Annotated in this window: 24 protein-coding genes; 6 read left to right on the top strand and 18 right to left on the bottom strand. The window is 67.5% G+C overall.

Annotated features, from left to right (window positions below; translation table 11 throughout):
* Positions 1–2: 2 nt before the first annotated feature.
* The 14 genes from LGR44_RS17630 to LGR44_RS17695 all read right to left on the bottom strand — a co-directional run bounded on the left by LGR44_RS17630 (position 3) and on the right by LGR44_RS17695 (position 14483).
* Positions 3–1211 carry a peptidoglycan DD-metalloendopeptidase family protein gene (locus LGR44_RS17630; protein ID WP_226742016.1) on the bottom strand — a complete coding sequence of 403 codons (1209 nt, stop codon included), beginning with the start codon at positions 1209–1211 and terminating at the stop codon, positions 3–5.
* A 169-nt stretch (positions 1212–1380) separates the two neighbouring features.
* Positions 1381–2088, bottom strand: a complete 708-nt coding sequence (locus LGR44_RS17635) for a protein-L-isoaspartate O-methyltransferase family protein (RefSeq protein WP_226742017.1) — start codon at positions 2086–2088, stop codon at positions 1381–1383.
* Positions 2089–2104: 16 nt separating this feature from the next.
* The gene (gene surE / locus LGR44_RS17640; RefSeq protein ID WP_226742018.1) at positions 2105–2866 is read right to left on the bottom strand and encodes a 5'/3'-nucleotidase SurE; all 762 of its coding nucleotides are present in this window, start codon (positions 2864–2866) and stop codon (positions 2105–2107) included.
* 3 nt (positions 2867–2869) lie between these two features.
* Positions 2870–4234 (bottom strand): serine--tRNA ligase, encoded by a 1365-nt coding sequence (gene serS / locus LGR44_RS17645; protein WP_226742019.1) that lies wholly within the window; start codon positions 4232–4234, stop codon positions 2870–2872.
* 98 nt (positions 4235–4332) lie between these two features.
* The gene (tatC, locus tag LGR44_RS17650; RefSeq protein ID WP_226742020.1) at positions 4333–5136 is read right to left on the bottom strand and encodes a twin-arginine translocase subunit TatC; all 804 of its coding nucleotides are present in this window, start codon (positions 5134–5136) and stop codon (positions 4333–4335) included.
* On the bottom strand, positions 5133–5660 hold the full coding sequence (gene tatB / locus LGR44_RS17655) for a Sec-independent protein translocase protein TatB (protein WP_226742021.1): 528 nt from the start codon (positions 5658–5660) through the stop codon (positions 5133–5135). Before tatB ends, tatC begins: the two co-directional genes overlap by 4 nt.
* 64 nt (positions 5661–5724) lie before the next feature.
* The gene (locus LGR44_RS17660) at positions 5725–5967 is read right to left on the bottom strand and encodes a twin-arginine translocase TatA/TatE family subunit (protein ID WP_226742022.1); all 243 of its coding nucleotides are present in this window, start codon (positions 5965–5967) and stop codon (positions 5725–5727) included.
* 56 nt (positions 5968–6023) lie between these two features.
* Positions 6024–7145: an ABC transporter ATP-binding protein gene (locus LGR44_RS17665; protein ID WP_226742023.1), complete on the bottom strand. Its 1122-nt coding sequence runs from the start codon at positions 7143–7145 to the stop codon at positions 6024–6026.
* Positions 7142–7852, bottom strand: a complete 711-nt coding sequence (scpB, locus tag LGR44_RS17670; protein ID WP_226742024.1) for an SMC-Scp complex subunit ScpB — start codon at positions 7850–7852, stop codon at positions 7142–7144. The genes LGR44_RS17665 and scpB overlap by 4 nt, the downstream gene beginning before the upstream one ends.
* A gap of 1 nt (position 7853) precedes the next feature.
* On the bottom strand, positions 7854–8654 hold the full coding sequence (locus LGR44_RS17675) for a segregation and condensation protein A (RefSeq protein ID WP_226742025.1): 801 nt from the start codon (positions 8652–8654) through the stop codon (positions 7854–7856).
* 38 nt (positions 8655–8692) lie between these two features.
* Positions 8693–9709: a beta-N-acetylhexosaminidase gene (gene nagZ, locus LGR44_RS17680; RefSeq protein WP_226742026.1), complete on the bottom strand. Its 1017-nt coding sequence runs from the start codon at positions 9707–9709 to the stop codon at positions 8693–8695.
* Between the two features lie 60 nt (positions 9710–9769).
* Positions 9770–11236 (bottom strand): SPOR domain-containing protein, encoded by a 1467-nt coding sequence (locus LGR44_RS17685; RefSeq protein ID WP_226742027.1) that lies wholly within the window; start codon positions 11234–11236, stop codon positions 9770–9772.
* A gap of 107 nt (positions 11237–11343) precedes the next feature.
* On the bottom strand, positions 11344–13104 hold the full coding sequence (gene argS, locus LGR44_RS17690) for an arginine--tRNA ligase (RefSeq protein ID WP_226742028.1): 1761 nt from the start codon (positions 13102–13104) through the stop codon (positions 11344–11346).
* A gap of 170 nt (positions 13105–13274) precedes the next feature.
* Complete coding sequence (locus LGR44_RS17695; protein WP_226742029.1) at positions 13275–14483, bottom strand: deoxyguanosinetriphosphate triphosphohydrolase; 1209 nt, start codon at positions 14481–14483, stop codon at positions 13275–13277.
* An 87-nt stretch (positions 14484–14570) separates the two neighbouring features.
* Between LGR44_RS17695 and erpA the strand changes: the two genes are divergently transcribed.
* Positions 14571–14897: an iron-sulfur cluster insertion protein ErpA gene (erpA, locus tag LGR44_RS17700; RefSeq protein WP_226742030.1), complete on the top strand. Its 327-nt coding sequence runs from the start codon at positions 14571–14573 to the stop codon at positions 14895–14897.
* 77 nt (positions 14898–14974) lie between these two features.
* The gene (locus LGR44_RS17705; protein WP_226742031.1) at positions 14975–16837 is read left to right on the top strand and encodes a hypothetical protein; all 1863 of its coding nucleotides are present in this window, start codon (positions 14975–14977) and stop codon (positions 16835–16837) included.
* Between the two features lie 344 nt (positions 16838–17181).
* Here the strand turns inward: LGR44_RS17705 and LGR44_RS17710 are convergent, their stop codons facing one another.
* Positions 17182–19485: an NADP-dependent malic enzyme gene (locus LGR44_RS17710; protein WP_226742032.1), complete on the bottom strand. Its 2304-nt coding sequence runs from the start codon at positions 19483–19485 to the stop codon at positions 17182–17184.
* Positions 19486–19590: 105 nt separating this feature from the next.
* Between LGR44_RS17710 and LGR44_RS17715 the strand changes: the two genes are divergently transcribed.
* Positions 19591–20211, top strand: a complete 621-nt coding sequence (locus tag LGR44_RS17715; RefSeq protein WP_226742033.1) for a CatB-related O-acetyltransferase — start codon at positions 19591–19593, stop codon at positions 20209–20211.
* Here the strand turns inward: LGR44_RS17715 and LGR44_RS17720 are convergent.
* From LGR44_RS17720 to aspS, 3 genes are read right to left on the bottom strand one after another with little or no spacing between them, the layout of a single operon-like run.
* A complete protein-coding gene (locus LGR44_RS17720) occupies positions 20183–21277 on the bottom strand; it encodes an acyltransferase family protein (RefSeq protein WP_226742034.1) in 1095 nt (364 codons plus the stop codon). The genes LGR44_RS17715 and LGR44_RS17720 overlap by 29 nt on opposite strands.
* Positions 21274–22140: a glycosyltransferase family 2 protein gene (locus tag LGR44_RS17725; protein ID WP_226742035.1), complete on the bottom strand. Its 867-nt coding sequence runs from the start codon at positions 22138–22140 to the stop codon at positions 21274–21276. Before LGR44_RS17725 ends, LGR44_RS17720 begins: the two co-directional genes overlap by 4 nt.
* Entirely contained in the window at positions 22137–23945 is a 1809-nt protein-coding gene (gene aspS, locus LGR44_RS17730; protein WP_226742090.1) for an aspartate--tRNA ligase, read from the bottom strand. The genes LGR44_RS17725 and aspS overlap by 4 nt, the downstream gene beginning before the upstream one ends.
* A 166-nt stretch (positions 23946–24111) precedes the next feature.
* On the opposite strand from aspS, the gene LGR44_RS17735 reads away from it, so the two are divergent.
* The 3 genes from LGR44_RS17735 to rnd all read left to right on the top strand — a co-directional run bounded on the left by LGR44_RS17735 (position 24112) and on the right by rnd (position 26254).
* Positions 24112–24504, top strand: a complete 393-nt coding sequence (locus LGR44_RS17735; protein WP_226742036.1) for a VOC family protein — start codon at positions 24112–24114, stop codon at positions 24502–24504.
* A gap of 148 nt (positions 24505–24652) precedes the next feature.
* Positions 24653–25039, top strand: coding sequence for a hypothetical protein (locus LGR44_RS17740; protein ID WP_226742037.1), 387 nt, complete (start codon positions 24653–24655; stop codon positions 25037–25039).
* Between the two features lie 45 nt (positions 25040–25084).
* Positions 25085–26254 (top strand): ribonuclease D, encoded by a 1170-nt coding sequence (rnd, locus tag LGR44_RS17745; protein ID WP_226742038.1) that lies wholly within the window; start codon positions 25085–25087, stop codon positions 26252–26254.
* The last annotated feature ends 97 nt before the right edge of the window (positions 26255–26351 follow it).

Consider the following 26351-nt stretch of genomic DNA (forward strand, 5'->3'; position numbering starts at 1 on the left):
TTTTAGCCGCCGAGATACTTCATCGGGTCGACCGGGGTCGCACCCTTGCGGATCTCGAAGTGGAGCTGCGGCGAGGTCACGTTGCCGGTCTGGCCGGAGGTGGCGATCACCTGGCCGCGCTTGACCTGCTCGCCGCGTTTCACGTTGAGCGAGCCGTTATGGGCGTAGGCCGAGACGTAGCCGTTCTCGTGCCGGATGAGCACGAGGTTGCCGTAACCCTTCACCTCGCTGCCGGCATAGGTCACCGTTCCGGCCTCGGCGGCCTTCACGGGGGTGCCTTCGGGGACCGCGATGTTGATGCCCTCGTTGCCGCCATTGGCACCGAAGCCGGCGATGACGCGACCGCGGGCGGGCCAGCGGAAGTCGCCGGAGATGCTTGCCGTCTGCTCGGGCTCCGGAGCCGGAGCCTTGGCGGCCTCGACCGGCTGCGGCGCGGGCGCCGGGGCAACCGGCTGGGCGGCCACCGCAGGTTTCACCGGCTGCGGCTCGGAAATCGCCGCGACCTTCTGCTCGACGAGCGGCTTGGGAGCGGAGACCAGAGGCTCGGCGGTGGCGGAGGCCACCTGGACGGGCGCCGGCTTGGCCGCAACGGGCTGGACCTGCGCCGTCGCGATGCCCGGGCGGGCGCGGCCGGAGTTGTTGACCGGCTCGATCGGCGTGGCCGCAGCCTTGGAATTCTCGACCAGCCGGAACTTGGGCTGAGCGGCAGGCTGGGCGGCAGGAGTCGAGCGGACCGGGGCCGGAGCCGAAGCGACCCGGCTATTGCCGCCTGCGTTGTAGACCGGGATCACGACGCGCTGGCCAGGCTTCACCTGGCTGGCGTTCGAGAGGCCGCTCGCCGCGAGGATCGCGCTGGCCGGCACGCCGTAGCGCTGGGAAATCGTGTTCAGGTTGTCGTTGCCGCCGACCGTGATCTGGGTACCGCCGGCCGCGGACCAGCCGTTCGCGCTGCCGACGACGGGGGCGACGGGAGCGGAAGCGACCTGCGAGGGCTGGGCCAGGGGCTGAGACTGGACCGGCGGGAGCGACTGAGCCTGGACGGAGGGGGTCGGAACGGCAGGGGTCACGGCCGCAACCTGGGTCTGGTCGGAGGCCGGAGCCGCGCCCGTATCGAACCGGTCGCTCGCCGCAAAGGGATTCGAGAACGGATTCTCCGCAAAGCGCATGGTGTCCGTACTACAGGCCGCCGCAGCACTGCCGATCAAGCTCACCAGAGCGATCCGCGATACCGCGATCCAATGCCCAGAACACACTTGCAAACGCATGACTCAACCCCAACCGAACGCAACTTGATGAGGTGATTAAAAACCGATTCAGGTTAAGCAACCGTTGCTGCTGCTGGGTTTCCCGTAACCTTGATGATGTTTTTTTCGCGGCGGGTCACAGGGTCTGGGCGACCCCGGATACGAGCGGGGAAATGCGCAGTCCGATCCCCAGCTCCTGCCGCAACTCCCCGTCTTCCAGCCGCTCGATCCGGACGAGACGCGGCGCCCCCTCGACCGCCAGCGCTCCGACGAGGCGCCCGCCCGGCGCCAGCAGGGACGTTACCGCGGGCGGGATGGAAGCCGCCGCCCCGTTGAGGAGGATGCGGTCGAAACGCTCCCGGGGCCGGGGAGCGAGGCCGTCGCCGACCTCGATGCGGACGCCGCGCGCCTCCACGATCTTCAGGTGCTGGCCCGCGCTTTCCGCAAGGGTATTGAACCGTTCCACCGAATGGACCTCGGCCCCGAGCCGCGCCAGCAGCGCGCTCACATAGCCGGTCCCGGTGCCGACCTCCAGGATCCGCTGCCCCTCGCGGACGCCGAGCTCCACGAGCATTGCGGCTACCGTGCGCGGCGCGGTCATGGTCTGCCCGCAGGGAAGCGGCAGGGAGACGTCGGTCCGCGACAGATCCGAGAAGCGGCGCGGCGCGAACACGTCGCGCGGGACCAGCTCCATCGCCCGCAGGAGCGCCGTGTCGCGGATGCCGCGCGAGCGCAGGGACAGGAGGAAGGACGCGACGCCCACGGCCTCCTGCTCGTCGCGCCGGTCCTCGTCGGGGAGAGGCGGCAGACCGAACTGTCCTTCACGCGGATCGCGGTCGCTCATCTCTCCAGCCCCGTCCTCAGGCGAAAGCCTGCGCGTAACGCGTCAGGGTCGGTTCGTCCGTCATGTCGAGCCGGAGCGGCGTGATGGCGATGCGCCGGTTGGCGATGGCCCAGAGATCGGTGCCGTTGCCGGGGATGAAGGGCTTCCGCTCGAAGGCGATCCAGTAATAGGGATTGCCGCGCCCGTCCTGCCGCTCGTCGAGGCGCAGCAGCTCCTGGGTGCGCTGCCCCTGGTTGACCACGGCGGCGCCCTCCACGTCCTCCGGTTCGCAGTCCGGAAAATTCACGTTGACGAGGATGCCCGGCTCGATGCCGGCTTCGAGGATCCTGCGCACCACCTTGGGACCGTGATGCTCGGCGCAGTGCCATTTCAGCGCGTTGCGGCTGCCGGCGCCGTAGGCCTGCGACAGCGCGATGGACGGCACGCCGAGCAGCGTGCCCTCGATGGCCCCGGCGACGGTGCCGGAATAGCTCACGTCCTCGGCGACGTTCTGGCCCCGGTTGACGCCGGAGAGCACGAGGTCCGGCTTATGGTCGCGCATGAGCTGGCGGATGCCCATGATGACGCAATCGGTCGGGGTGCCCTTCACGGCGAAATGCCGGTCGGAGATCTCGCGCAGGCGCAGGGGGTCGTTGAGGGAGAGCGAGTGGGACACGCCGCTCTGGTCCGTCTCCGGCGCCACGATCCACACGTCGTCCGACAGGGCGCGGGCGATGGTCTCCAGGGTCTTCAGGCCCGGAGCATGAATGCCGTCGTCGTTGGTGCAGAGGATGCGCATGGTCTAAGCCTGCCGTTCGATGCGGGTCAGCCCGCCCATATAGGGCTGGAGCACCGACGGAATCGCGACGCTGCCGTCCTCATTCTGGTAGTTCTCCAGCACCGCCACCATGGTGCGGCCGACCGCGAGGCCCGAGCCGTTGAGGGTGTGGACGAAGCGCGGGCCCTTGCCGTCCGCGGGGCGGTAGCGGGCGTTCATGCGCCGGGCCTGGAAGTCCGTGCAGACCGAGCAGCTCGAAATCTCGCGATACATCCCCTGCCCCGGCAGCCAGACCTCGATGTCGTAGGTCTTGGCCGAGGCGAAGCCCATGTCGCCCGTGCAGAGCGTCATGGTGCGGAACGGCAGGTCGAGTTTTTTCAGCACGTTCTCGGCGCTGGCGAGCATGCGCTCGTGCTCCTCGGCCGAGGACTCGGGCGTGGTGATCGAGACCAGCTCGCATTTCACGAACTGGTGCTGGCGGATCATGCCGCGCGTGTCGCGCCCGGCCGACCCCGCCTCCGCGCGGAAGCTGGGGGTGAGCGCAGTGAGACGCATGGGCAGCTCTTCCTCGGAGACGATCTGCTCCCGCACCAGATTGGTCAGCGTCACTTCGGCGGTGGGGATGAGCCCGTAGCGGTTTTCCTTGACGATCTGCTGCAGTCCTTCACGCGTCGCGTCGCCGCCGATGGCCGACGCGACGAGCGCTTCCAGAGCGGAGCCCGGGAAGGCCCAGAACTGGTCCTCCTCGAATTTCGGCAGCTGCGCCGTGCCGAACATGGCCGCATCCTTCACGAGCAACGGCGGGCTCACTTCCGTGTAGCCGTGCTCGCTGGTGTGCAGGTCGATCATGAACTGGCCCAGCGCCCGCTCCAAACGGGCGAGCCCGCCCTTAAGCACCACGAAGCGCGAACCGGACAGCTTCGCAGCCGTCTCGAAATCCATCAGCCCGAGCTCTTCGCCGAGTTCGAAATGCTGTTTGGCGCTGTTCAGGGTCTTGGGCGTGCCGAAGCGGTGGCGCTCCACGTTGCCGGTCTCGTCGGGGCCGACCGGCACCTCCTCGTTCGGAATGTTCGGGATCGCGGCAAGGAGCGATTCCAGCTCGCGGCTCGCCTCGCGCTCCTCCTGCTCGAGCTGCGGCACGCTTTCCTTGAGCCGGGCGACCTCCGCCATCAGCTCCTGCGCCCGCGCCTCGTCCTTCTTGGCCTTGGCCTGGCCGATCTCCTTGGACATGGCGTTGCGGCGCTCGAGGGCGCTCTGGAGCGCGGACACGGCGCTCTTGCGACGGTCGTCGAGGGCGATCAGGCGCTCGGACAAGGGCTCCATGCCCCGGTTGCGGAGGCCTTGGTCGAATGCCGCGGGATTGTCGCGGATGGAGCGGATGTCATGCATGGATCAAGACCGTTCTGCGAAGATGCGACCTTGTCCTTAGAACACGACCGCCTCCTTTACCATGCCGAAGGAAGCGGTCAGCCCGGCAGGCTCCTGCCCTAGCCGGCTGCCGCGCGCGCAGCCTCGGCTTCCGCGCGCTTCCTCTCGACCATGCGGACGGAGAAGATGGACGCCTCGTAAAGAAGCAGAGTTGGGACCGCAAGGGCGAACTGGCTGATCACGTCGGGCGGCGTCAGGATGGCGGCGGCCACGAACACGATGACGATGGCGTAGCGGCGCTTGTCCTTCAGGAACTGCGAATCGATGATCCCGGCCCGGGCCAGCAGCGTCAGGATGACGGGAAGCTGGAAGCAGATGCCGAAGGCGAAGATCAGGGTCATGATCAGCGACAGGTACTCGCTGACCTTGGGCAGGAACTCGATGGCCGGGGCATTGTCGGTGGCGAGCTGCTGCATTCCGACGGAGAACCGCATCAGCAGCGGCATCGCGATGAAGTAGACGCAGGCCGCGCCGACGGTGAACAGGACGGGAGTCGCCACGAGATACGGCAGGAACGCCCGCCGCTCGTTCTTGTAGAGGCCCGGCGCCACGAACTTGTAGATCTGCGTGGCGATGATCGGGAAGGCCAGGAAGCCGGCCCCGAAGGCCGCGACCTGGATCTGCGTGAACAGGTATTCCAGGCCGTGGGTGTAGACGAGATGCGCCTTCTCCGGCGAACCCACCGCGACGACATAGGGCCAGACGAGGGCGTTGTAGATGTACTTCGCCACGGCGAAGCAGAAGAAGAACATCACCACGAAGGCGATGAGCGCCCGGATCAGGCGGGAGCGCAACTCGGTGAGGTGCTCGATCAGAGGAGCGCGCGATGCCTCGACCTCATCGTCGTCTACGGTGGTGGTCATCCGGCTTTCGCGTCCGATTTCTCTTGGGATGGCGCCGCTGCGGCGGCCTTCTGCCTCTCGGCTTCGGCCTCGCGCTTCAGGGACTCGGCAATGGCTTCCGCCGGATCGTCCACCGGCGGAGGCGGCAGGGGTACGGCGATGTCGGCGGCGGGAGGCGGATCGACCTCTTCCCGGCCCATCGCGACGTCGCGCACCGGTTCGGCGGGGATAGCCGGATCCTGGGGCTTCACGGGGGCTTCCACCGCGCCCTTCAACTCGTCCCGAATGCTCTGGATGGGGTTGAAATTGGTGTTGTTCAGCGACGAAACGGAATCGTTCACGCCCTGAAGCTGCTTCTTGACGTCGTCAAGCTCGGCTTCCCGGATCGCTTCCTGGAATTGCCCCTGGAACTCCGCCGCCATGCGGCGGACCTTGCCGGTGATGTTTCCCACCGTCCGAAGCGCCCGTGGCAGGTCCTTCGGGCCGATAATGATCAACGCGACGGCGCCGATCACCATCACCTCGCCCCAGCTCATGTCCAACATGGCGTGGTCCTGACCCTGCCCCTACATCAACCCTGAAGCCGCAACCGCTGCGGCGTGCTGCCGGTCAGCCGACCTTGTGATCGCTCGTCGCGTTCGACGTCGGCGTGCCGTTCTGGTGGTCGAGCGTCCTGACAGGCTCCGAAGGCTGGACAGGCTTCGTCTGCGTGTCGTCCTCGGCCATGCCCTTCTTGAAGGCTTTGATGCCCTTGGCGACGTCGCCCATCATGTCGGAGATCTTGCCGCGTCCGAAGAGCAGGACGACGATCAGACCCACGACGATCCAGTGCCAAATACTAGTGCTACCCACGGCAATCCTCCTGCGCCTGTTATGGCACGATCTTCAATCTTAGACTTGCGGCCAACCTATGCATCCGCGGCGGCGAAAACAAGGACATCCTTCGGGTTGATCTCGATCCCCACATCCTGGCCCTCCTTGGCGCCCACCGGATCGTGAACGCGCGCCTGGAGCGGCCTGTCCACACCCTCCACGCCGATATGGACGAGTTCGACCTCCCCCAGGAAGCGGCGCGAGACCACCCGCCCGGGCAGGCACAGGCCCGCCGGCTTGAGCTTCAGGCCCTGCGGCCGCACGCAGATGACGGCCGGCCCGTCGCTGAGATGCGGCGCGGGAAACACCCCGACCGGACAGGTGGCGACGCCGTTCCTGACCTCGCCCCGGATCTCGTTGAAATCGCAGAAGAAACGAGCCGCGAACAGGTTGGCCGGACGACGGTAGATCTCCTCGGAGCGCCCCTCCTGGATGATCGTTCCCGAGCGCATGAGCACGATCCTGTCCGCGATGCGCATGGCCTCTTCGGGATCGTGCGTCACCACGATGGTGGTGGCGCCCGTCTCCCGCAGGATCGCGACGGTCTCGTCGCGGATCGCGTCGCGCATCCGCTTGTCGAGGTTGGAAAAGGGCTCGTCCATGAGGAGAACGCCCGGCCGCGGCGCGATGGAACGCGCCAGCGCCACCCGCTGCTGCTCGCCTCCCGAAAGCGTGTGCGGATACTCGTCGACCATGTGCTCCAGCCCGACCCGCGACAATGCGCGGCGGGCGGCCACATCCGCCTCCTTGGCCGAAAGGTCCTTGAGGCCGAACATGACGTTCTGGCGAATCGTCATGTGGGGAAAGAGGGCATAGTCCTGGAACATGAGCCCGACGCCCCGCCGTTCGGGCTCCACGAAGACGGAGGGGCCGCTGACCTCGAACCGGTCCATCAGCACCCGGCCGGAGGTGGGCTCCTCGACCCCGGCCGCGATGCGCAGGAGCGTGGTCTTGCCGCAGCCGGAATGGCCGAGCAGGCACACGAGTTCCCCCGGCTCGACGGTCAGGGACACCCCGTCGAGCACGGTGGTGTCGCCGTAGGTCTGGCCGATATTCTCGAAGGCGAGCTGGGCCGGGATGGACGCACCGGCCGTTCCGCGCTGGCCCCAGCGGGGCAGGCGGAAACGGTCATGCGCGGGCGCAGGTTTGCGGATCATTCCTCGCCCGTCTCGGTCTGGTCCATCTCCAGCGGCTGGAAGAGATCGTCGCCCTCGAGCGGATCCTCGTCCTCGCGCAGGGCCTGATCGTCGGAGGGCACCGGCACGGAGAAGTCGGACGGAACGCGGCCCTCGATGAACCCGGCGCCCTTGAGCTCTTCCAAGCCGGGCAGATCGTCGATGGCGTCGAGGCCGAAATGCTCCAGGAAATGGGAGGTCGTGCCGTAGGTGACGGGCCGCCCCGGCGCCTTGCGGCGGCCGCGGAGCCGGATCCAGCCGGTCTCCATCAGGGTGTCGAGAGTGCCCTTCGAAGTGGCGACGCCGCGGATTTCCTCGATCTCGGCCCTGGTCACCGGCTGGTGATAGGCCACGATGGCCAGGGTCTCCATGGCGGCGCGGGAGAGCTTGCGCTGCTCGACCACGTTGCGCGCCAGCACGAAGGAGAGGTCGCTGGCGGTGCGGAAGGCCCACTTCCCGGCGACGCGAACGAGATTGACGCCCCGGCTGGCATAGAACGCGCTCAGGTCCTCAAGGATCTTTTCCACATCGGCGCCCTCGGGCAGGCGTCCGGCCAGATCCTCCGCGCTCAGGGGCTCGGCCGAGGCGAAGAGAAGCGCCTCGGCGATGCGGACGGCTTCGCCGTGGTCGGGCACGCGGCTCTCGTCGGGGGCCGGCGCTTCCAGGGTATCGTCGTTGCTTGGTTCCATATCAGGCTCCTGCCTCGGCCGGATCCGTGACGGGCTTCACCCAGACCGGTGCGAAGGCCTCGTCCTGCCGGACGGTGAGCTTGCCCTCGCGCACCATCTCCAGGGTGGCGGAAAGGGCCGATGCCAGCACCGTCGGGCGCATGGCGGGCTCGACCATGTACTCCACGAGATAGGTATCCAATGTGACCCAGTCGTTCAGATGACCGACCAGGCGCTCCAGCGCCTCCCGCGCCTCCACCAGGGACCAGACGGTCCGCTTGTGGAGGGAGACCCTCGCATTGAACTGGATCTGCCTCTGCCGGGCATAGGCCGAGAGCAGGTCGTACAGGGTCGCCTCATAGCGGGAATCCCTGCGGACCACCACGGGCTCCGGCGCGCCCCGGGCGAACACGTCGCGGCCGAGCCAGTTGCGCTCGCCCATCTTCTTGGCAGCCTCGCGGATGGCCTCCAGCCGGCGCAGGCGCAGGGCCAGGGCGGTCGCCAGATCCTCGGCGCTCGGCCCCTCCCCCTTCGGCGGCTCGGGGAGCAGGAGGCGGGACTTCAGATAGGCAAGCCATGCCGCCATGACGAGATAGTCCGCCGCCAGCTCCAGGCGCATGCGGCGGGCCTCCTCGATGAAGACCAGGTACTGCTCCGCCAGGGCCAGGATCGAGATGCGGTGGAGATCCACCTTCTGGCGCCGGGCCAGCTCCAGCAGCAGGTCGAGCGGCCCCTCGAAGCCGTCCACGTCGACCAGGAGCGCGGGCTCGCTTTCCGCACGCTCGGGGGGCGCGACATCTTCGAAGGGGAGAGCCTGTGCCATGGGTGAACTCAACTCGGTGGGCGTGCAGCTTCCACTGCCTAGGCCACCATCGCAAGCGCGGCATCCAGCCTCGCTCGGGCATCCACAGGATCCAGCGGCTCCGGCTCGTGGCGGATGCGCTGCAGCGCCGCCTCGGCCCGGCGCAGGGCCTCCCCTTCCAGGGAGGGCGCGGCCTCGGCCACGGCGGTCATTTCCTCCATCTGGCCGTTGCAGTGGAGAGCCATGTCGCACCCCGCCGCGAAGGCGGCCTCGGTCCTGCCCCGGAAGGAGCCGGACAGGGCGTGCATGGACAGATCGTCGGTCATGACCAGGCCGTCATAGCCGATATGGCCACGGATGATGTCGCGAATGACGGTGGGAGAGGTCGTGGCCGGGCGCTCCGGGTCGATCGCCGTGTAGACCACGTGGGCGGTCATCGCGAGCGGCATGTCGGTCAGCATCCGGAAAGGCTTGAAATCGTGGGCCTCCAACTCCTCGCGGGAGGCATCGACCACCGGCAGGGCGAGATGGCTGTCCGCCCCGGCCCGGCCGTGGCCCGGCATGTGCTTGACCACCGGCAGGACCCCACCGGCAAGAAGCCCCTCGGCCGCCGCACGGCCGAGCACGGCCACCTGTTCGGCGGAGCGGCCATAGGCCCGGTCGCCGATCACGTCGTGGGCGCCTGGGGACGGCACGTCGAGGACGGGAAGGCAATCGACCGTGACGCCCGCCGACAGGAGGTCATGGGCGATCAACCGGGCGCCGAGCCGGGTGATCTCGCGCCGCACGAGCGGATCGTTGGCATGGACGAGGCCGTAGGTGCGCCCGGACGGGTATTTGGGCCAATGGGGCGGCCCCATGCGCTGCACCCGGCCGCCCTCCTGGTCGATGAGGATGGGGGCGTCCGCGCGGCCGACGGTCTCGCGCAGGGCGTCGCAGAGCGCCCGGACCTGCGCCGGATTGTCGATGTTGCGCTTGAACAGGATGAATCCCCAGGGAGCGGCCTCCCGGAAGAAGGCAGCCTCGTCGGGGGTGAGTTCGTGGCCGGAGCAGCCAGCAATAAAGGCGCGGGTCATGCCCGCGCCTTACGTCCCCTGTCCGGCAGGGTCAAGAAGTCTTGAGCGCCGTGCCCAGGCTTAGTTCTTCGCCACGAAGCACTGGCCGCCCTGTCCCTGAAGCCGGGAGCAGAGGGAGGAAGCCTCGTCCCGCGCCATCGGTCCGACCCGGACGCGATAGAGCGTGTTGCCGTTCACCTCGGCCTTCCGGATGATCGAGGGCAGGCCTTCCAGCTCGGGATACTTCTTCTGGAAGCGCTCGAACGCGGCCTGCGCGTCGCTTTCGGAGCTGCTGACGCCCAGCTGGACCGAGAAGTCGCCGGTCGGCGTCACGAGCGGCGGCGTTTCCGCAGGGGCGACCGCCACCGGCTGGGCCGAGGCCACGCGCTGCGGCGAAGAGCCGCTGGCGGGTGTCGAGGCCGCCGGAGTGGGGGCAGGAGCCGCCTGGACAGGCTCCGGAGCCGGAGCCGGCTGCGCGGGTGCCGGAGTGCTCGGCGCCGGCTGCGGAGCGGCCGCGGCCACCTGGGCGGGGGGCGGAGGCGCGGCGTTGCCCTGCGCCGCCGGGGGCAGCGACATGGTCGGCAGCACAGAACCCGCCGCCCGGGGCGCCGCAGCGCCCCCGGGCTGGACCACGCTGCCGTCGGGACGGATGGTGACGGTACGGACCTTGCGCGGTTCGCCGAGGTCGAGACCGCCCGCCGGACGTCCGGCCGAGGTCGCTCCGGTGGCGTCGCCTGCGCCGCCGGAATTCATCCGGACAGCCTGAGCCACGTCGACCGGCTGCTCCTCGCGGTTCACCACCTTGGTCTCGGTGTTGGCGCGCTCGTAGATCTGCTTGTTCTGGTTCGGGATCTCGACCCCGCCCGGATTCTGCGGCTGGACCTTGATCGGCTCGTTCGAGGCTTCGATCAGCGGGGGCTCGCCGCCCGACAGCGACGAGGATCCGCCGCCCAGGAGATAGGCCCCGCCGCCGCCGATCACGACGGCGCCGAGAACGGCTCCGGCGAGGATCAGGCCCTTGCGCGACCGGGGCTTCTCCACGGGCGCATAGCCCATGTCCGCGTCCTGATCGTAGCCGGAATCCGCGTGGTGGGCCGCGTTCGGATCGTAGTAATCCTGGCCATAGGCCGTGTGGTCATAGGCATCGTGGGCGTCGTGACCCTGTGCCGGAGCCTGATGATAGGCGTACTGGTCGGGCCGGGCTTCGGCCTGCGGGTACTGGTCGTAGTGGTAGGCCGGCGCGGCGGCCTGCCCTCCCCGCGGGGTCTGAGGCTGGGCGGCTCTGGGCGCGGGCGCGGCGGCGGCCGGTTCGCGCACGGCGAAAAGGTCGTCGAGGCCGGCATTGGCCTGGTTGCGCGGACGGGCAGGCTGGTCGCCGGCCAGCAGGGATTGGAAAGGATCGTCTTGTCCCACAATGCGCGCGAGCTCCGCCAGCGGGTCGTTCCGCGTGGCAGGGGCCGCTTGCGAGGGGGCGCCTTGCGCCTGGGCGAGTTGCCGTTCGATCTCATCAAGATCGACGGCAAAACGGGGCTTTACTGATTCGCTCATTGCGCCGGACCTCCGGTAACCCGACAGAACGCCCATCGCTCCATCGGCACGACGTTACGGCACCCGGCGCATGCGGTTCGAAACAGGTCGCCCCGCCTCAAAAACCGTCAGCGCATCTCGTTGGGAGCCGTGACGCCCAGGATGGCGAGGCCAGATGCGAGCACGCCCTTCAGGGCATGCACGAGAGCGAGCCTCGCTTTCGTTGACTCTTTATCAGTTTGATTAACAAAGCGTAATTGCGGCAAGTCTTTGCCCTTGTTCCACAGCGAGTGGAAGGCGCTGGCCACGTCGTAGAGATAGAACGCCACCCGGTGCGGCTCGTGCGCTTCCGCCGCCGCCTCGATCATCCGCGGATACTGCGCGATCCGGTGGATGAGGTCCATCTCCGCTTCATCAGATAGGATCGAAAGGTCAGCTTTTTCAAGCTCTTCGGGCGAGAAATTCGCATCCGGGAACGCCTCCGCGGCCTGCCGGAACACGGACGCGCAGCGGGCATGCGCGTACTGCACATAGAAGACCGGATTGTCCTTGGACTGTTCCACGACCTTGGCAAGATCGAAGTCCAAGGTGGCGTCGTTCTTGCGGAAAATCATCATGAAGCGGACCGCGTCCCGGCCCACCTCGTCGACAACATCACGCAGCGTCACAAAGTCGCCGGCCCGCTTCGACATCTTCACCGGCTCGCCGCCGCGCAGAAGCTTGACCAGCTGGCAGAGCTTCACGTCCAGCTCGCCCTTGTTGTCGGTGACCGCCTTCACGGCCGCCTGCATGCGCTTCACGTAGCCGCCGTGGTCGGCGCCCCACACGTCGATCATCAGGCCGAAGCCGCGCTCGAACTTGGAGCGGTGATAGGCGATGTCCGAGGCGAAATAGGTGAAGGAGCCGTCCGACTTCAGGAGCGGCCGGTCGACCTCGTCGCCGAAGGAGGTGGCCCGGAACAGGAGCTGCTCCCGGTCCTCCCAGTCCTCGTCCTTCTGGCCCTTGGGGGGCGGCAGGCGGCCCATATAGACCAGGTCGCGCGAGCGAAGCTCCTCGATGGTCTTGGCGACTTCGCCGCCGTTGTCCTGCTGAAGGGAGCGCTCGGAAAAGAACACGTCGTGGTGGATGTTGAGCGCGGCCAGATCGGTGCGGATCATGTCCATCATGGCGTTGATGGACAGCTCGCGGACCAGCGGCAGCCACTCGGCCTCGGGCTTGTCGAGAAGGCCCTTCCCGTGCTCCCGCGCCAGCTTCTCGCCCACGGGCTTGAGGTAGTCGCCCGGATAGAGCCCTTCCGGAATGGCGCCAATGTCCTGGCCCAGGGCTTCCTTGTAGCGGAGATAGGCGGACCGGGCGAGCACGTCGACCTGGGCGCCCGCGTCGTTGATGTAGTACTCGCGGGCCACCTTGTAGCCCGCATAGGCCAGGAGGGCCGCCAAGGCGTCGCCGAAGACCGCGCCGCGGCCGTGGCCCACATGCATGGGGCCGGTCGGGTTGGCCGAGACGTATTCCACGTTGACGGCGGCGCCTGCCCCCTGCCCGCTCCGGCCGAAGCCTTCGCTGTCGATCACGACGGCGCGCAGGACCTGATGCAGCACTTCCGGGGCGAGCCGGATGTTGATGAAGCCGGGGCCCGCCACCTCGACCTTGGTGACGCGCGGATCGTCCTGGAGGTCGCCCACGAGCAGATCGGCCAGGGCGCGCGGGTTCATGCGCGCCTCCTTGGCCAGCACCATGGCGGCATTGGTGGCGAGATCGCCGTGGGACGGATCCCGCGGCGGCTCCACCACGACGCGGCTCGCGTCCAGCCCCGGTGGGATCTTGCCCGCCTCGGCCAGACGGCCAAGCGCATCCGCCACTCGCTTCTCAAACAGACCGAAGATATTCATCGACTTCATCTCAATAGCAACAGAAGCCCTCCTCCTGAGGAGGACCGCAAGGTCCGTCTCGAAGGATGAGGGCGTTTCCAGAGCGCGCTGGACCATCCTTCGAGACGCCGCTTCGCGGCTCCTCAGGATGAGGGACCGTGCCGCCGGGGCGCTCCAAGGCCTCGGCGCGCCTAACGCAAGTCTGGCGTTACGTCAAACAGGCGGCGGTGTTCGAGGAGCGCATACCGGTCCGTCATCCCCGCAATATAATCGGCGACCCGCCGCGCCAGACGCGCCTCGTCGTCCCTCGGCAGGTCCGCCTGCCATTCCTCCGGCATGGATTCCGGCTCGGCCCTGAAGCGGCGGAACAGATCGCGCAGCACGTCGTCGGCCTCGGCGCGCACCTTCATGACCTTCGGGTGCCGGTACATGTGGGCATAGAGGAAGCGCTTGATCGCGGCGTCCGCCTGGGTCATGTCCCTGGAGAAGCAGATGACGGTCTCGCCGGCGCGCCTTACCGCTTCGGCGCTTTCCGGAGCGAGGGCTGCGATTCTCCGCTCCCCTTCCGCCACCACGTCCTCCACGAACCGGGTGATGACCCGCCGGGTCAGCTCGTGGATGCGCCGGGACAGTTCCAGTCCCGGATAGCGGGCGTCGATCTCCCGCAGAAGCCCGTCCAGGAACGGGACCTCCCGCAGGTCCTCGATGTTGAAGAGCCCCGCCCTCAGGCCATCGTCGATGTCGTGGGCGTCATAGGCGATGTCGTCGGCGATGGCCGCCGCCTGGGCCTCTCCGCTGGCGAAGGTCGCGAGCTCCAGATCCTGCTGGGCATTGTATTCGAGGATCGCGAGGGGCACGCCGCGTTCGGCATAGCGCAGGGTCGGCCGGCCGTCGGCGTCCAGAAGCGGCCCGTTGTGCTTGACCAGCCCCTCCAGGGTCTCCCAGGCGAGGTTGAGTCCGTCGTATTCGGCGTAGCGCCGCTCCAGCCGGGTCACGACCCGCAGGGCCTGGGCGTTGTGGTCGAAGCCGCCGAACGCCGCCATGCACTCGTCGAGGGTGTCCTCGCCCGTGTGGCCGAAGGGCGTATGGCCGAGGTCGTGGGAGAGCGCCAGCGCCTCGGCCAGATCCTCGTCGAGACCGAGCGACCGGGCCAGGGCCCGGGCGATCTGGCTGACCTCGATGGTGTGGGTCAGCCGGGTGCGGAAATGGTCGCCCTCGTGGTAGACGAAGACCTGCGTCTTGTGCTTCAGGCGGCGGAAGGCGGATGAATGGATGATCCGGTCCCGGTCGCGCTGGAACTCGCTGCGGGTCGGGGAGACCGCCTCCGGATAGAGCCGACCGCGGCTTCCCCACGGATCGCAGGCATAAGGGGCACGCCATCGTTCGCCAAAGGGCCGCACGGGTCATCCTCGGGTTGAAGCCTTGTCGGTGCGCACTTACCTTGCTCTTGTACGGTTGTCCAAGACTACCACGGACTGGATGGACGAATGCCTGGAATCACCCTGACCGAACGCGCTGCGCGCCGCATCAACGAGATCATGGCCTCGGAGCCTGAAGGCTCGATGCTGAGAATCAGCGTCAACGGAGGCGGCTGTTCGGGCTTCCAATATGCCTTCGACGTGGACAGGACCCGGCAGGACGATGACCTTGTGATCGAGCGGGACGGCGCCGCCGTTCTCGTGGACGAGGTCTCGATCCAGTACATGGACGGCTCGGTGATCGACTTCGTGGACGATCTCATCGGCCAATCCTTCAAGATCGAGAACCCCCACGCCACCGCCTCCTGCGGCTGCGGCACGTCGTTCTCGCTCTGAGATTTCGTTTCGACCGATATTCCTTCGCCCCGCCAAAGCGGCTATGACACCAGGGCTTTTCGGCCTTGGGGGATGACATGCGGCTACTTCAGCGTTCGGGCGTCTGCGCCCTGGCCCTCGTGGCCGGCACCGCGGCCCTGCAGTTCGAGCCCGCCGTGCTGCGCGATCTGGTCTTCGACAACGGCAGCCATCGCATGGCCGTCGGCGCCGTCAGGGTGCCGCTCTGGGCCGCCGCCCGGGCCCAGTCGCCCGAGACCTTCAGCCTGGAAAACGTCCGCCTGACCTTCGGATCCACGACCTACGAGGCGCAGCGGGTCGATTTCTCCGGCGTCGCCTCGTCCCGGGCGGAGGTTGACGCCCTCCTCTCCGCGTCGTCCCAGCCGCTGGCCGAGCGATTGGCCCGCATCAGCGCGCGGGAGATCAGAATCCCGGAGCTCAAGGTCCGCCAGAAGGTCGGCCCGGAAACCCAGGCGACCGTTTACAAAAACGTCCTTCTCGCCGACGTGCTCCAGGGCCGCATCGGACAGGCCACGGTCGGCGCGACCGGTGTGGAGATATCCGACGAGAAGACCAGCCTTACCATCAGTTACGGGCGGATGGCGATCAGCGATGTCGACATGCCGGCCTTCGCCCGTCTCTACGAGACCAAGGCCGTCGACGCCGCCTCGGCCCCGCTGACCCGGATCCACGGCGCATTCTCCATCGACGACATCGACATGGTCGACGAGCAGGGCCTCTCGATCAAGGTCGCCCGCCTGGCCGGACGGGACTTCCTGGCGCGCCCGACCCGGGAATCCTGGACCGGAACGACCGAGCAGTTCGTCACGCTCGGCAGCAGGAGCGACGACCTGACCGAGGACGAGCAGGCCCGGCTCCTCTCGACCCTCGGGGACTTCCTCGGCGCCTTCGACATCGGCTTCATCGAGGCGACCGGGTTCGAGCTCAAGGACCCGTCGAACGATGGCGCGACCGGCCGCATCCGCCGCCTCGCCTATACCGGCGCCACGGGCACCCAGCCCGCCGACGCCCGCGCCGAGGGCTTCGAGGTCACGGACAAGGACGGTTCGGTCAAGATCGAGACCATGAGCCTCACGGGCTTTTCCCTGAAACCTACCATCGAGGCCCTCAGGACCACGAGCCCCGATGCCCTGCGGGACCTCGACCCGGCCGCCATGCGCACACTCCTGCCCACCCTGGGAACCCTGCGCATTTCGGGGGTCGACATCGATACCCTGGACAAGGACTCCGACGCCAAGTCGCCGGAGCGCATCAAGGCGACCCTCAAGGAATTCGAGTTCACGGCGGACGATCCGTTCAATTCCGTGCCGACCAACATTCGTGTCGGGCTCCAGAACTTCGCCATCGCCCTGCCGGCGAACAGCCAGGAGGACGGGATCAAGGATCTGCTCGCCCTCGGCTACGCCACCCTGGACCTGTCCTTCATGCTCTCGGCCGGATGGGACGAGACGACGAGCCAGCTCACCCTGCGCGAGGTCTCGGCCAAGGCCGAGGACATGGGAAGCTTCTCCCTCACCGGGGTCCTCGGCAATGTCGGCAAGGACGTCTTCGACCCGGACACGGCCGTCGCCACCGTGGCCCTGGTGGATGCGCGGGCGAAATCCCTCGAACTGACGGTTCAGAACACGGGCCTGTTCGACCGATTCCTGGCCCAGACCGCCGAGGAACAGAAGACGACACCCGAGGCGCTGCGCCGGAGCTACGGCACCATTGCGGCCGTCGCCATTCCCTCGATGCTCGGCAATTCCGAACAGGCCAAGACCCTGAGCCAGGCCGTCGCCCGCTTCATCGCCAAGCCCGGACGCCTGACGATCAGCGCCGAGGCCAAGGAGCCGGGAGGCCTCGGCGTCGCCGACCTCATCGGCCTGACGGAGCCGGCCGCCGCGCTCGAGAAGCTCAACATCACAGCCAAGGTGGAGTAGCGCGAGAACGGGCCTTCGCCCGGCTTCCCCGCCGCGATTCTGCACCGGAAGGCTGGCGCCGGGAAGCGCCAACCTGCCCTCCTCCCCACAGGTTTCGGACCTCGCCGGAAACGCCGACCTGCTCTCCTCCCCCTTGTGGGGAGGAGTTGGAGGTGGGGGTGCCAGCGCCAAGCCCTCATAGGCTATCGCTCACACCCCCACCCTGGCCCTCCCCACAAGGGGGAGGGAATGAGGTCGCGCCAGACAGTGCCACATTAACGACAGCCGCAACCGCTCTCACCCTCATCCTGAGGAGCCGCGACAGCGGCGTCTCGAAGGAGGCTCCAGTTCACTCCGGAGACGCCTCAGATCAGCGTGGGCTGGTCCTGCTCGGCGGCCTGGGCCTCGACCACGGCGATGGCCGTCAGATTGACGATGCCGCGGGCCGTCACGGACGGGGTCAGGATGTGGGCCGGCTGGGCCGGGCCGATGAGGATCGGGCCCACGGGCAGGGAATCCGCCAGCATCTTGGTGAACTGGAAGGCGATGTTGGCCGCGTCCAGGTTCGGCATGATGAGCACGTTCGCCTCGCCCTTCAGGCGCGATGCCGGATAGACCCTTTCGCGAACGATCTCCGACAGGGCGGAATCCGCCTGCATCTCGCCTTCGACCTCCAGGTCCGGCGCGCGCTCGCGGATCATCTCCAGGGCCGTGCGCATCTTCACCGCCGAGCGCGTGTCCGCCGCCCCGAAATCGCTGTGGGACAGGAGCGCGATCTTGGGCTCGATGCCGAAGCGCCGCACGTGGCTGGCGCAGGCCACCGTCATCTCGGCGATTTCCTCGGCGCTCGGGTCCGCCTGCACGTGGGTATCGGCCAGGAAGTAGGCGCCCTTGGACGAGATCACCAGGGACAGGGCCGCCATCTCGTGAACGCCGGGCGCAAGGCCGATGATGTCCTTGATGTGCTTCAGGCGCGACTGGAATCGCCCTTCAAGGCCGCAGATCAGGGCATCGGCGTCGCCGCGCTTGACCGCGACCGCCCCGATCACCGTGGTGTTGGTGCGAACGAGGGTCTTGGCCGCGTCGGGCGTGATGCCCTTGCGGCCGGCGGCCTCCACGTAGCAGGCCACGTATTCGCGGTAGCGCGGATCGTCCTCCGGGTTCACCAGCTCGAAATGGCGCCCGATCTCCATGGACAGGCCGAAGCGCTTGATGCGGGCCTCGACCACGCTGGGGCGGCCGATCAGGATCGGCTTGGCGATGCCCTCCTCCACGATGACCTGGACCGCGCGCAGCACGCGCTCGTCCTCGCCCTCGGCATAGATCACCCGCTTGGGGTTGGCCTTCGCCTGGGAGAAGAGCGGCTTCATGATGAAGCCGGAGCGGAACACGAAGCGGGTCAGGGAATCCGCGTAGGCCTCCAGATCCTCCAGGGGACGGGTCGCCACGCCCGTGTCCATGGCGGCCTTGGCCACGGCGGGGGCGATGCGCAGGATCAGGCGCGGATCGAACGGGCTCGGGATCAGGGACTTGCGCCCGAAGGGATGGGCCTCGCCGCCATAGGCGCGGGCCACGACCTCCGAGGGAGCCTCGCGGGCGAGGCCGGCGATGGCCTTCACGGCCGCCGCCTTCATCTCCTCGTTGATCTGCGTCGCGCCGACGTCGAGCGCACCGCGGAAGATGTAGGGGAAGCACAGGACGTTGTTGACCTGGTTCGGAAAGTCGGAGCGCCCGGTGCAGATCATGGCGTCGGGGCGGGCCGCCTCCGCCTCCTCCGGCATGATCTCCGGATAGGGGTTGGCGAGCGCCATGATGAGGGGCCGCGGCGCCATCTTGGCCAGGAGCGCGGGCTTGAGGATGCCGCCGGCCGAGAGGCCGAGGAACACGTCCGCATCGGCGATGACGTCGTTGAGGGTCCGGGCGTCGGTCTTCTGCGCATAGACCGACTTCCACCGGTCCATGAGCTTCTCGCGCCCCTCGTAGACCACGCCCTCGATGTCCGTGATCCAGATGTTCTCGCGCCGCGCGCCGAGGGAGACCAGCAGGTTGAGGCAGGCGAGCGCCGCCGCGCCGGCGCCGGAGGTGACGATCTTCACGTCCTCGATGCGCTTGCCCGCGAGCTCCAGGGCGTTGGTGACGGCCGCGCCGACGATGATGGCGGTGCCGTGCTGATCGTCATGGAAGACCGGAATGCTCATCCGGGCCTTCAGGCGCTCCTCGACCTCGAAGCATTCCGGAGCCTTGATGTCCTCCAGGTTGATGCCGCCGAAGGTGGGCTCCAGGGCGGCGATGACCTCGACCAGCTTATCGACGTTCTTCTCGGCCACCTCGATGTCGAACACGTCGATGCCGGAGAATTTCTTGAACAGGACGGCCTTGCCCTCCATCACGGGCTTGGAGGCCAGGGGACCGATATCGCCCAGGCCCAGCACGGCGGTGCCGTTGGAAATGACCGCGACGAGGTTCTGCCGGGAGGTGTAGTTGGCGGCTTCCAGCGGATCGGCCGCGATGGCTTCGCAGGGGGCGGCGACGCCGGGCGTATAGGCGAGCGCGAGGTCGCGCTGGTTCCCGAGAGGCTTGGTCGGCTGGATCTCGAGCTTTCCGGGGCGCGGATGTTGGTGATAGAAGAGCGCTCCCGATTTCAGATCCTGCGAGATGTTGTCAGCCATCCCAAACGCTCCCTGCGTCACTAGCCGTTGCTGTATTTCGAGCGGCTCTTGTGCGCGTCTTGCCCCCTGCCGTCAACGCCGTTGTCGCGGCATGGGAGGCATGCAATGAACCTGCGCCACCGCCTGAAGAACTGGCGCAATCCCCACAACCAGACCCGGATCCACCTCGCCCGCATGGCCGGCCGCTACGGCTACGACATCGGGGAGTTCTCCTACGGCCGCCCCAAGGTACGCTTTCCGGAATCGGGAAAGAAGCTGACCATCGGGCGCTACTGCTCCATCGCCGACAAGGTCGAGATCCTGCTCGGGGGCAACCACAGGATCGACTGGGGCACCACCTATCCGTTCTCGGCCCTGCGGGAGCTCTGGCCCTCGGCGCCCCAGACCGAGGATTACCATTCGTCCCGCGGCGACGTGACGATCGGGCACGACGTCTGGCTCGGCTCGGGCGCGATCGTCCTCTCGGGGGTCACCATCGGTCACGGTGCCGTCGTTGCCGCCCATGCGGTGGTGACCAGGGACGTACCGCCCTACGCCATCGTCGGGGGCAATCCGGCGAAGATCATCCGCTACCGCTTCGACGAGGCGACGATCCAGGCCCTGCTGGAAGCCGGCTGGTGGGAGCTGCCGAAGGAGAAGGTCGCGACCCTGATCCCGCTCCTGCAGAGCGACCGGATTCGCGAGCTCGTTGCGGCCGTCAGGGTGCTGCGGGCTCAATCGTCTTGAGGGTCCGCCGCCCCAGCGTCCGGGCCTTGACGGCGAGCGCCGGCTTCTCGACCGCGTACCAGGACAGGGCCCCGGCGGCGAGGGTGATGAGGAGCGAAGGCGCCAGCAGCACCAGGGCCGCCGTCGCGGGAAACAGCGCGTGCAGGGTCTGCTGCACCGGCCAGCCGTAGAGATAGGTGCCGTAGGACAGGTCCGCCCTCGGTTCGTACGACCAGCGGGTCAGCACCGGCGCCAGGGCCAGCCACATGATCCCGTAGGACGTGGCGAGGAACAGGAGCGTCTTGTACAGGAAGGTGCCGCCCGCAAGCCATGTGGCGGCGATGAGCGCGAACGCCACCGGCCCCGAGAGGCGGATGCGGTTGCGCCAGACATAGAGCGCGCCGCCGAAGGCGAAGATCAGCGGCAGGCGCAGCGACGTTTCCAGCCCCTTCGGCGCATCGGGGCGGAAGAAATCGAGACTGGCCAGGGACAGGGCGAGCCCCGCGACCAGGGCCAGGGCGACGGCGCGGGACCGCAGCAGGCCGACGAGCCCGAAGGCCAGGACGCCCGCATAGCACAGGACTTCGTATTTCAGCGTCCACACCGTTCCCATGGGGAACTTGAACGGATTGTCGGCGAAGACGCCCGGCAGGGCGATGTTGCTCTTGAAGCTCGAAAGCGTCATGCCGATGAAGCGGCGCAGATCCGGACTTTCCAGATAGGCGGTCAGCGGCAGGCTCGTCATGGCGCCGCCCAAGAGCAGCGCGACCACGAGCGTCGCCACGATCAGCCCCGGGGCGATGCGCAAGGCGCGGGCGATCACATAGTCCCGCCAGCCGCGCTGGTCGAAGCTCATGGTGACGAGAAAGCCGGAGACGACGAAGAACCCGTTCACCGCATGCTCACCCAGGGTAAAGCCGGTGGAGGATGCCAGGGGCTCGTCCATGACGGCGCCCGTCGTCACGCTGAACGCGTGGGATACGACCACGGCGACGGCGAGGAGGAGCCGCAAGATGGTGAAATTGTTCGCGCCCGCCATGGCGGTGGAAACCGTCGGCGATTTCGGGATGAAGAGCGGCGGCCTCATGACAGCCCCTCCTGTCGCAGAGCCCCCTGCCCGCGCAGGAACGCGAGCGCTCCCGCGGCCGAGCCGCCATAGCGCTCGATCAGGCTGCGCCGGAACGTGAGGCCGGCCGCCACCGACTTGACGGCATTGACGGCGAACATGGCAGGCGCCGGATTGGGCAGGCCGTATTTGCGGCTCACATAGGCCCGAGACCAAGCCTGGTGCCAGCGGGACTTGAAGATGCGCCCCGGCTTGGGCTTGCTCGACCGTCCGCGCCCGTGGCGTACGATCGCCTGCGGCACGTAGATCAGCGCAGATCCCGCATCCGCGACCCGGCGGCAAAGGTCGTCGTCCTCGTAGAACAGGAAGATGTTCTCGTCGAAACCGCCGAGCTGCAGGAACAGGTCGCGGCGGATCAGGAAGCAGGCGCCGGAAAAGAACGGCGCGCAGGCCTCGCCTTCCGGCAGGACGAGCTTTCCGGTGGGGTTCGTCAGGTAGGACGCCAGGAGCGAGCGCGGCTGAAAGAACACCCGGCCGCTCGGCTCCACGATCCGCGGCGCGAAGAAACCCGCATCCGGGTAGCGGCGCGCCGCATCGAGCAGCGCCGCGACGGCGCCCCTGTCAACGATCACGTCGGGGTTGACGATGAGGATGTATTCGCTCTGCGCGGCCCGCGCGCCGGCATTGTTGGCGCGGCCATAGCCCTCGTTGCGGGCGTTGCGGATGACCCGCGCGCCCTGCCCCTCGGCGATGGCAGCGCTGTCGTCCGTGGACGCGTTGTCGACGACGATCAGCGGCACCCCGTCCGCCCGCAGCGCGCCGAGGCACTCCGGCAGCGCATGGGCGCTGTCGAAGGCCACGACGATAGCGGCGACGGTCGTCATTTTTCCTGGACGTTCAGGCGGATATGCAGCTCGCGCAGCTGCTTGGGCGTCACCTCGGACGGCGCGCCGAGAAGCAGGTCCTCGGCCTTCTGGTTCATGGGGAAGAGCGTGATCTCGCGCAGGTTCTGCGCCCCGCAGAGCAGCATCACGATACGGTCGACGCCCGCCGCCATTCCGCCGTGGGGCGGTGCGCCGTACTGGAACGCGCGGAACATGCCGCCGAACCGCTCCATGACCTCGGTCTCGCCATAGCCGGCGATCTCGAAAGCCTTCACCATCCGGTCGGGACGGTGGTTGCGGATCGAGCCCGAGGCCAGCTCATAGCCGTTGCAGACCATGTCGTACTGGAGCGCGGTGATCTTGAGGATCTTCTCCTTGTCCGTCGGATCGAGCGCCATGAAGGCGTCGTGCTCCATGTTGCCCATGGAGAACGGGTTGTGGGAGAAGTCGATCTTCTTCTCGTCCTCGTTCCACTCGTATTGCGGGAAGTCGGTGATCCAGCAGAAGGCGAACTGGTTCTTGTCGCCAAGGCCCAGCTCGTCGCCGATGCGAACGCGCGCCTTACCGGCGAGCGAAGCGGCCTTGTCCTCGTTGCCGGCCGAGAAGAACACCGCGTCGCCGGCTTTGAGGCCCGCCTTCTCGCGGATGGCGGCCTGGGCGGCCTCGGGAATGAACTTGGCGATGGGGCCCTTGCCGGCGATCTGGCCGCCCTCTTCCTCGAACACGATGTAGCCGAGGCCGGGCGCGCCCTCCGAGCGGGCCCACTCGTTCAGCTTGTCGAAGAAGGAACGCGGCTGGGTGGCCGCGCCTGGCGCCGGGATGGCGCGGACCACGCCGCCGCCCTTGATGACGTTCTTGAACGCGTTGAAGGTCACGTCCTCGCGTTCGAACACCTCCGACACGTCGGCGATGACGAGCGGGTTGCGCAGGTCCGGCTTGTCAGAGCCGTATTTCAGCATCGCCTCGAAATAGGGAATGCGCGGGAAGGTCTCGGTGACCGGCTTGCCCTCGGCGAACTCCTTGAAGGTGTCGCGGATCACGGGCTCCATGGTGCGGAACACGTCCTCCTGCGTGACGAAGCTCATCTCCACGTCGAGCTGGTAGAACTCGCCCGGCAGGCGGTCGGCGCGCGGGTCCTCGTCGCGGAAGCAGGGCGCGATCTGGAAGTACCGGTCGAAGCCGGAGATCATGATGAGCTGCTTGAACTGCTGAGGGGCCTGCGGCAGCGCGTAGAACTTGCCGGGATGGATGCGCGAGGGCACCAGGAAGTCGCGCGCGCCCTCCGGCGACGACGCCGTCAGGATCGGCGTGGTGAACTCGAAGAAGCCGCTCTGCTTCATACGGCCGCGAAGGCCGTCGATGATGGCGGTGCGCTTCATGATGTTGTTGTGCAGCTTCTCGCGGCGCAGGTCGAGGAACCGGTAGGTGAGACGGGTCTCCTCCGGATATTCCTGGTCGCCGAAGACCGGCATCGGCAGCTCGGCCGCCGGGCCCAGCACTTCCATGTCGGTGATGTAGACCTCGACCATGCCGGTGGGCAGGTCCGGGTTCTCGGTGCCGGCCGGGCGCTTGCGCACCTTGCCGTCGATCCGCACCACCCATTCCGAGCGCACGGTCTCGGCCATCTTGAAGGCCGGCGAATCCGGGTCCGCCACGCACTGGGTCATGCCGTAATGGTCGCGCAGGTCGATGAACAGCACGCCGCCATGGTCGCGGATGCGGTGGCACCAGCCGGACAGGCGGGTGGTTTCGCCGACATTGGATTCACGGAGCGCGCCGCAGGTGTGGGAGCGGTAACGGTGCATAGGGGCGGACATGGAAGAGCCTGATGGTTCGGTGTTTGGCGCAACATTCATGGGAGGCCGGGGAAGTCAAGGCGCAAGGTTGAAATGGGGTCGCGCTCAGCGAGCCTCCGTGCTTTTATTCCTCGCAAGCGAGGCTGTGTAACCGAAGGGCAAGGAGCGACCGGAGATGGCGAAAACACCCCCTGTCGGCGGCGGCGGAGCGATCCAGTCCCTTCGGCCCTTCGTGCCGGCCCGGGACTTCGCCCAAAGCCAACGGTTCTATGCCGATCTCGGCTTCGCTGTCGCGCCGGTCGGCGACCGCATGGCCGACGTGCGGCTCGACGACTGTGCTTTCTTCCTGCAGGACTTCTACGTGAAGGACTGGGCCGAGAACTTCGTCTTCCACGCCCGCGTGGACGATCTGGACGCCTGGTGGGACCGGATCGCCTCGCTCGATCTAACCAGGAGATACGGGGTCCAAGCCCCGCGACCGCCGAAGCTGGAGCCGTGGGGATTGCGGGTGGCCTATGTGTTCGACCCCTCCGGAATCCTCTGGCATTTCGCCGAGGTCCCGGCCTAGGCGGAGGCTGGCCTCCTGCCCCGATCAGGGTGGCGTCAGAGCGCGCCTACCGGCGGAGCGCAGACCCTCCCTCCTCCAAGAGCCGAACCCTTTGTTTTTCAGCGGGTTTTGCTCGATTTCGGGCCCTGGGAATCTTGCGGAACAAAGCGTGAATTCCCATATCCTACCCATGATGACGAACCAGGCGACATCCCTGCTGAATCACGGCCGGAACGCTCCCAACGAGGAGCGGATCGAGGGGAATTGGCACGTCTATCCTTTCGATGGCGCTCTCGAGATCGACTATGTGGACCAGGCCGGCAATGCGACCCGGCGCTGGGTGATCGCTCGCGAGCTGAAGGTCGGGCCCGGCAAGATGCTGCTCGGGGGCATCGACATGGCCGATGACGGCTATCGCGGCTTCCGGGTGGACCGGATCGAGCGACTCGAGGATGCGGAAACCGGCCTCGTGGTCGACCGCAACATCCTCGACTGGCTGATGAAGCGGGCGGAGCGGCAGGCGAAAGAACGTAGGAAAGCGGCCAGATCGGCCTAAACTTGGGAGTCGCGGGATCGCTCGCGTTCCGCTAAAAGCCTTCACATGGACTTGATCACCACGACCGACGCCCTGGCTGCCGCCTGCAACCGCCTCGCCGCTCATCCGTTCGTTACCGTCGATACGGAGTTCCTGCGCGAGACCACCTATTATCCCAAGCTCTGCCTGATCCAGATGGCGGGCCCCGACCCGGCGGACGCCTATCTCATCGATCCGCTGGCCGAGGGCATCAGCCTCGATCCCTTCATGGCCCTCATGGCCGACGGGAACGTGGTCAAGGTCTTCCACTCCGCCCGGCAGGACCTGGAGATCGTCTGGAACCTGGGCGGCCTCGTGCCCGCGCCCCTCTTCGACACGCAGATCGCCGCCATGGTCTGCGGCTACGGGGATTCGGTCTCTTACGAGCAGCTCGTCAACGACCTCGCCAAGGCGCGGGTGGACAAGTCCTCCCGCTTCACCGACTGGTCGCGCCGCCCCCTGACGGATGCCCAGCTCACCTATGCCCTTTCCGACGTCACCCATCTGGTGAAGGTCTACGAGGCGCTCATCGCCCAGCTCAAGAAGAACGGTCGTCTCGAGTGGCTGAGCGAGGAGATGTCCGTCCTCACCTCGCCCGAGACCTATCAGGCCGATCCGGACAACGCCTGGCGCCGCCTCGCGGGCCGCCTGCGCAAGTCCAAGGAGGTCGCCGTCCTCATGGAGGTCGCCGCCTGGCGCGAGCGCGAGGCCCAGAACCGGGACGTCCCCCGCGGCCGCATCCTCAAGGACGACGCTCTCATCGACGTGGCCGTTTCGGCCCCCCGCAGCGTCGAGGCGCTGGGACGCCTCCGCTCGATCCCGAACGGCTTCGAACGCTCCCGCACGGGGGCCGACATCATCGAGGCGGTGGAACGCGGCCTGACCCGCGACCCGGCCACCGTGCCGATGCCGGAGCGCTCCCGCGGGCGCGGGGCGGCCGGCGCCGTGGTCGAGCTCCTGAAGGTGCTGCTGAAGGCCGTGGCCGAGCAGGAAGGCGTCGCCCCCAAGATCATCGCCACGGTCGAGGAACTGGAGGCCATCGCCGAGAGCGACGCGGCCGATGTCCCCTCCCTCCACGGCTGGCGCCGCACCCTGTTCGGCGAAAAGGCGCTCGCCCTCAAGAACGGGCAACTGGGCCTCGCCATGGAGCGCGGCCGCGTGGTCCTGCGCGATCTGGCCCGGGCCGAGGTGGCTTAGGCACAATCAGCGGGCTCATATGGCGTTACGCTGAAGATCGCATTCGTCTCTCGCCGAGAACGGCACAGGCGGCGGAAGGGAAACCCTCTGTCGTCAT

The organism is Microvirga lenta (genome assembly GCF_020532555.1).
Taxonomy (GTDB): domain Bacteria; phylum Pseudomonadota; class Alphaproteobacteria; order Rhizobiales; family Beijerinckiaceae; genus Microvirga; species Microvirga lenta.

What these genes read in the sequence shown, in the direction of transcription:
- LGR44_RS17635 (WP_226742017.1), bottom strand. Translation starts at nt 2,088, where the DNA reads ATGAGCGACCGCGATCCGCGTGAAGGACAGTTCGGTCTGCCGCCTCTC.
- surE (WP_226742018.1), bottom strand. Translation starts at nt 2,866, where the DNA reads ATGCGCATCCTCTGCACCAACGACGACGGCATTCATGCTCCGGGCCTG.
- serS (WP_226742019.1), bottom strand. Translation starts at nt 4,234, where the DNA reads ATGCATGACATCCGCTCCATCCGCGACAATCCCGCGGCATTCGACCAA.
- tatC (WP_226742020.1), bottom strand. Translation starts at nt 5,136, where the DNA reads ATGACCACCACCGTAGACGACGATGAGGTCGAGGCATCGCGCGCTCCT.
- tatB (WP_226742021.1), bottom strand. Translation starts at nt 5,660, where the DNA reads ATGTTGGACATGAGCTGGGGCGAGGTGATGGTGATCGGCGCCGTCGCG.
- LGR44_RS17665 (WP_226742023.1), bottom strand. Translation starts at nt 7,145, where the DNA reads ATGATCCGCAAACCTGCGCCCGCGCATGACCGTTTCCGCCTGCCCCGC.
- scpB (WP_226742024.1), bottom strand. Translation starts at nt 7,852, where the DNA reads ATGGAACCAAGCAACGACGATACCCTGGAAGCGCCGGCCCCCGACGAG.
- LGR44_RS17675 (WP_226742025.1), bottom strand. Translation starts at nt 8,654, where the DNA reads ATGGCACAGGCTCTCCCCTTCGAAGATGTCGCGCCCCCCGAGCGTGCG.
- nagZ (WP_226742026.1), bottom strand. Translation starts at nt 9,709, where the DNA reads ATGACCCGCGCCTTTATTGCTGGCTGCTCCGGCCACGAACTCACCCCC.
- LGR44_RS17685 (WP_226742027.1), bottom strand. Translation starts at nt 11,236, where the DNA reads ATGAGCGAATCAGTAAAGCCCCGTTTTGCCGTCGATCTTGATGAGATC.
- argS (WP_226742028.1), bottom strand. Translation starts at nt 13,104, where the DNA reads ATGAATATCTTCGGTCTGTTTGAGAAGCGAGTGGCGGATGCGCTTGGC.
- erpA (WP_226742030.1), top strand. Translation starts at nt 14,571, where the DNA reads ATGCCTGGAATCACCCTGACCGAACGCGCTGCGCGCCGCATCAACGAG.
- LGR44_RS17705 (WP_226742031.1), top strand. Translation starts at nt 14,975, where the DNA reads ATGCGGCTACTTCAGCGTTCGGGCGTCTGCGCCCTGGCCCTCGTGGCC.
- LGR44_RS17710 (WP_226742032.1), bottom strand. Translation starts at nt 19,485, where the DNA reads ATGGCTGACAACATCTCGCAGGATCTGAAATCGGGAGCGCTCTTCTAT.
- LGR44_RS17715 (WP_226742033.1), top strand. Translation starts at nt 19,591, where the DNA reads ATGAACCTGCGCCACCGCCTGAAGAACTGGCGCAATCCCCACAACCAG.
- LGR44_RS17720 (WP_226742034.1), bottom strand. Translation starts at nt 21,277, where the DNA reads ATGAGGCCGCCGCTCTTCATCCCGAAATCGCCGACGGTTTCCACCGCC.
- LGR44_RS17725 (WP_226742035.1), bottom strand. Translation starts at nt 22,140, where the DNA reads ATGACGACCGTCGCCGCTATCGTCGTGGCCTTCGACAGCGCCCATGCG.
- aspS (WP_226742090.1), bottom strand. Translation starts at nt 23,945, where the DNA reads ATGCACCGTTACCGCTCCCACACCTGCGGCGCGCTCCGTGAATCCAAT.
- LGR44_RS17735 (WP_226742036.1), top strand. Translation starts at nt 24,112, where the DNA reads ATGGCGAAAACACCCCCTGTCGGCGGCGGCGGAGCGATCCAGTCCCTT.
- rnd (WP_226742038.1), top strand. Translation starts at nt 25,085, where the DNA reads ATGGACTTGATCACCACGACCGACGCCCTGGCTGCCGCCTGCAACCGC.